The sequence below is a fragment of the Pseudomonas sp. PA27(2017) genome (assembly GCF_001945445.1).
Lineage (GTDB): Bacteria > Pseudomonadota > Gammaproteobacteria > Pseudomonadales > Pseudomonadaceae > Aquipseudomonas.
In genome coordinates, this window is the sequence record NZ_MSXW01000039.1 from 1 (window position 1) to 3,766 (window position 3,766).

Genomic DNA, 3,766 nt, shown 5'->3' on the forward strand with positions numbered 1-3,766 from the left:
ATCACATACCCAATTCGCTGCAGCGGCTAAACCCCGAAGCAGCAACCAGTTTGCTTGACGACCATAGAGCGTTGGAACCACCTGATCCCATCCCGAACTCAGTAGTGAAACGACGCATCGCCGATGGTAGTGTGGAGCTTCTCCATGTGAGAGTAGGTCATCGTCAAGCTTCTATAAGAAACCCCAGATCTCGACAGAGGTCTGGGGTTTCGTCTTTTGGGCTGGAAAATTAAAAGGCCTAAGACCCGGCGGCGCCAGGCAGGCGACCAGAAAGCAAAGCACGCTGACCTGGGTATCGCTTCGCTCAACCGCAGGCTACGGGAGTTTGTGGTGGAAGGATGAAGCGTCTTCCACCCTACGGGTGCGCATAGAACTCTCGTAGCCTGGGTTAGCCGAAGGCGTAACCCAGAGAGCTGCACGGAGGAAATGGAGCGCTCGACTATCTCCTGCCGGTGCGCAGCGAATCTCCCTGTTGATCAGGGTGAATGCGCCCTGGTCTTGTAGGCAGCAGCCGAGTGCATCGTTATCATGCGCTCCTTGAAGCAGGGCAGGTTAGGCATGCAATCTTTGTTGCGACTTCTACAGGATGGGCAGTTTCACTCTGGTGAGGAGCTGGGGGCGGCTGTTGGCGTGAGCCGGGCCGCTATCTGGAAGCGTCTGCAGGCGCTCGAGGCCGAGTTCGATCTGCTGATCCACAAGGTTCGCGGCCGTGGCTACCGGCTCGAGACGCCCCTGTCACTGTTGACGGCTGATGTGCTTGCCGCGTCCTCCTCGTTTCCGGTCACTTTGCTGCAGCAAGTCGATTCCACTAATGCAGAAGCGCTCCGCCATCTGGCGTCCGGCGCTGTGCCGCCATTTCTGATCATTGCCGAGCAGCAGACTGCCGGGCGCGGTCGTCGCGGGCGAAGCTGGGCAAGTCCCTTTGGGGAGAACCTTTACTACAGCCTGGTGCTGCGGATCAGTGGTGGGATGCGCCAGCTCGAGGGGCTCAGCCTTGTCGTGGGGCTCGCGCTCCTGCACGCACTTCGTGAGGCGGGCGTCGAGGATGCCGGCTTGAAGTGGCCCAACGATTTGCTGGTCGGTGGCCGTAAGGCCGCCGGGATATTGCTGGAGCTCTCCGGTGACCCCGCCGACATTTGTCACGTGGTGATCGGTATCGGCGTGAATATCAATATGCGGATGACGCCTCGGGGCGAGACTATCGATCAGCCCTGGACATCGCTGCGCCAGATTCTGGGCCGTCAGATTGACCGTAACCAGTTCGTCGCCAGTCTTAATCGCCAGTTGGAGCGATATCTCCAGATGCACCAGGTCAATGGTTTTGCCTCGCTGCGTGAGCAGTGGGAGGCCAATCACCTTTGGCAGGGCCGTTTGGCGATGCTTGTGGCCGGAGCGCAGTCCATTCAAGGGCGTGTGCTCGGGGTCGATGATACGGGTGCTCTGCGCCTGGAGGTCGACGGCCGGGAAAAGGTATTCAGCGGTGGTGAGCTCAGTTTGAGGTTGCATGATGATTCTTGAGCTTGACTGCGGTAACAGCTTCATCAAATGGCGTGTCTTGCCGCGGGTAGGCATTGGTGCGGTGATCGCCAGTGGCGTAGCTGATAATGGCCAGGAGCTCATTGCCGCGTTGGCTGATCGTTTTTCGCGGCAACTGTCGGCCTGTCGCTTGGTCAGCGTGCGCGCCGATGATGAAACACGCCTGCTTTGTGCCGCCTTGTCCGAGCGCTTCGCGGTCGACTGCCAGGTAGCAACGCCTGCGCAGGTGCTTGCTGGTGTGCAGAACGGCTATCTGGATTATCAGCGCCTGGGGCTCGATCGATGGCTCGCTGTCGTCGGTGCCTACAGTCTGGAGCAGGGCGCTTGTCTGGTCCTGGATCTCGGCACGGCCATTACCTCGGATTTCGTGGGGGCAGATGGCGTCCACCTGGGTGGTTTCATATGTCCCGGCATGCCGCTGATGCGCAGCCAGTTGCTCACTCACACCCGCCGTATTCGCTATGACAACGCTGCTGCAGAGCGCGCTGGCGACAGTCTGGTGCCGGGGCGTTCTACCGCTGAAGCGGTGGAGCGTGGATGCCGGCTGATGCTGCGCGGTTTCGTGAATACCCAGATCGAACTGGCCCGCCAGCAATGTGCAGGTGATGTTGCTGTGTTTCTGACGGGGGGAGATGCGGCAATGGCCGCAGAGTGGGTGCCGGCTGCCCGGGTGGTGCCTGATCTGGTCTTCATCGGCCTGGCGATCGCCTGTCCGGTGGCGGGGGAGAAGTGATGCGCTGGATCTTCATGCTGTTGGTGGTGCTCAATGCCTTCTATTACGTATGGCATCAGCAGCAGGTGCCCATGCAGGCGAAAGAGGTGGCGCCGCTCTCTCTGTATCAGGACAGCAGGCGCGACATCCAGCTGCTCAGTGAGTCCAAGCCGCAAGAGCGGCGTGCTTCTGCTGTGAAAGAGGAGCAGCCTGAGCAGGCGGTGTGTCTGTTCCTCGGTCGTTTCGACGAGGAGGCTCAGGCGCAGCAGGTAGAGCAGCGACTGTTGAGCCTCGATATTCGTTCGCAGAGCCAGGTTGTCGAGTCCGCAGGCGCTGTCGATTACTGGGTATATCTTCCGCCCTTGGCTTCACGCCAAGCCTCCCTGAGGCAGTTGCGTGAGCTGCAGGCGCGAAAGATCGACAGCTACATCATCAGCCAGGGCGACTTGGCCAATGGCATCTCCCTGGGAATCTTTCCCCGCCACGATTCGGCCGATAGCGTGATTTCTCGCCTGCGCCGTGCAGGATACGAGCCTCTGCTGCGTGAATTGCCCCGCGCCAATCGCAGTCACTGGGTGCGCATCGCCCCGGAAAGCCGGCGTTTGGTCGATGATTCGCTGCTCGAGCGTTTGTCTTTGGACTTCAATGGCTTACAACATCAATTAATGCCGTGCGAAGGGGTTGCAAGCGTTCGATAGAATGCATAGAATGGCGCCCGCTTCGCAGGGTGGTCATCTCTAGGGATGAAATGCGAAGTTGCTGTTAGCGACGCTAAGCTCAGGTTTTTAAATGAGAAAGTGCTTGACAGTAGGGTGGCAGATAAAGAGAATGCCGCCTCCTTATGGAGGGATTCCCGAGCGGCCAAAGGGATCAGACTGTAAATCTGACGTCATAGACTTCGAAGGTTCGAATCCTTCTCCCTCCACCAGATTTAAGCGCGAGCTGCAGGCTCCGCGGGCATAGTTCAGTGGTAGAACCTCAGCCTTCCAAGCTGATGATGCGGGTTCGATTCCCGCTGCCCGCTCCAGCTTTTGTTGTTCGTGCAATGTGTTTCGCTCATGTAGCTCAGTTGGTAGAGCACACCCTTGGTAAGGGTGAGGTCAGCGGTTCAAATCCGCTCATGAGCTCCATTTAATAAAGGCAGATATGAAAGTATCTGCCTTTGTTTTAATGGCGGTATCGCTAGCTGAATTCTTCGTTCGGGGACGGTCAAAATGGCTAAAGAAAAGTTTGAACGTAACAAACCGCACGTCAACGTTGGCACCATCGGTCACGTTGACCATGGTAAAACCACTCTGACCGCTGCTCTGACTCGCGTCTGCTCCGAAGTTTTCGGTTCGGCCAAGGTCGACTTCGACAAGATCGATAGTGCTCCGGAAGAGAAGGCTCGTGGTATCACCATCAACACTGCACACGTAGAGTACGATTCGTCCGTACGTCACTACGCGCACGTTGACTGCCCGGGTCACGCTGACTACGTCAAGAACATGATCACCGGTGCTGCCCAGATGGACGGCG

The 3,766-nt window shown here is 58.2% G+C and carries 4 protein-coding genes, 3 tRNA genes and 1 rRNA gene; all 8 read left to right on the forward strand.

Annotated features, from left to right (window positions below; all coding sequences use genetic code 11):
• Positions 1 to 53: 53 nt before the first annotated feature.
• A 5S ribosomal RNA gene (gene rrf / locus BVH06_RS17975) occupies positions 54 to 169 on the forward strand.
• A gap of 389 nt (positions 170 to 558) precedes the next feature.
• Positions 559 to 1,518 (forward strand): bifunctional biotin--[acetyl-CoA-carboxylase] ligase/biotin operon repressor BirA, encoded by a 960-nt coding sequence (gene birA / locus BVH06_RS17980; RefSeq protein ID WP_075934985.1) that lies wholly within the window; start codon positions 559 to 561, stop codon positions 1,516 to 1,518.
• Positions 1,508 to 2,269 (forward strand): pantothenate kinase, encoded by a 762-nt coding sequence (locus BVH06_RS17985; protein WP_075934986.1) that lies wholly within the window; start codon positions 1,508 to 1,510, stop codon positions 2,267 to 2,269. The genes birA and BVH06_RS17985 overlap by 11 nt, the downstream gene beginning before the upstream one ends.
• Positions 2,269 to 2,946, forward strand: a complete 678-nt coding sequence (locus tag BVH06_RS17990; protein ID WP_075931517.1) for an SPOR domain-containing protein — start codon at positions 2,269 to 2,271, stop codon at positions 2,944 to 2,946. Before BVH06_RS17985 ends, BVH06_RS17990 begins: the two co-directional genes overlap by 1 nt.
• A 145-nt stretch (positions 2,947 to 3,091) precedes the next feature.
• A tRNA-Tyr gene (locus BVH06_RS17995) sits at positions 3,092 to 3,176 on the forward strand.
• Between the two features lie 25 nt (positions 3,177 to 3,201).
• Positions 3,202 to 3,275: transfer RNA gene (locus tag BVH06_RS18000), tRNA-Gly, on the forward strand.
• Between the two features lie 27 nt (positions 3,276 to 3,302).
• Positions 3,303 to 3,378: transfer RNA gene (locus tag BVH06_RS18005), tRNA-Thr, on the forward strand.
• An 84-nt stretch (positions 3,379 to 3,462) separates the two neighbouring features.
• Positions 3,463 to 3,766, forward strand: a 304-nt coding sequence (locus BVH06_RS18010) for a GTP-binding protein (protein ID WP_256575199.1), incomplete at its 3' end; no start/stop codon positions are given.

Excerpts from the sequence above, each read along its gene's own strand:
- birA (WP_075934985.1), top strand. The coding sequence starts at position 559 with ATGCAATCTTTGTTGCGACTTCTACAGGATGGGCAGTTTCACTCTGGT.
- BVH06_RS17985 (WP_075934986.1), top strand. The coding sequence starts at position 1,508 with ATGATTCTTGAGCTTGACTGCGGTAACAGCTTCATCAAATGGCGTGTC.
- BVH06_RS17990 (WP_075931517.1), top strand. The coding sequence starts at position 2,269 with ATGCGCTGGATCTTCATGCTGTTGGTGGTGCTCAATGCCTTCTATTAC.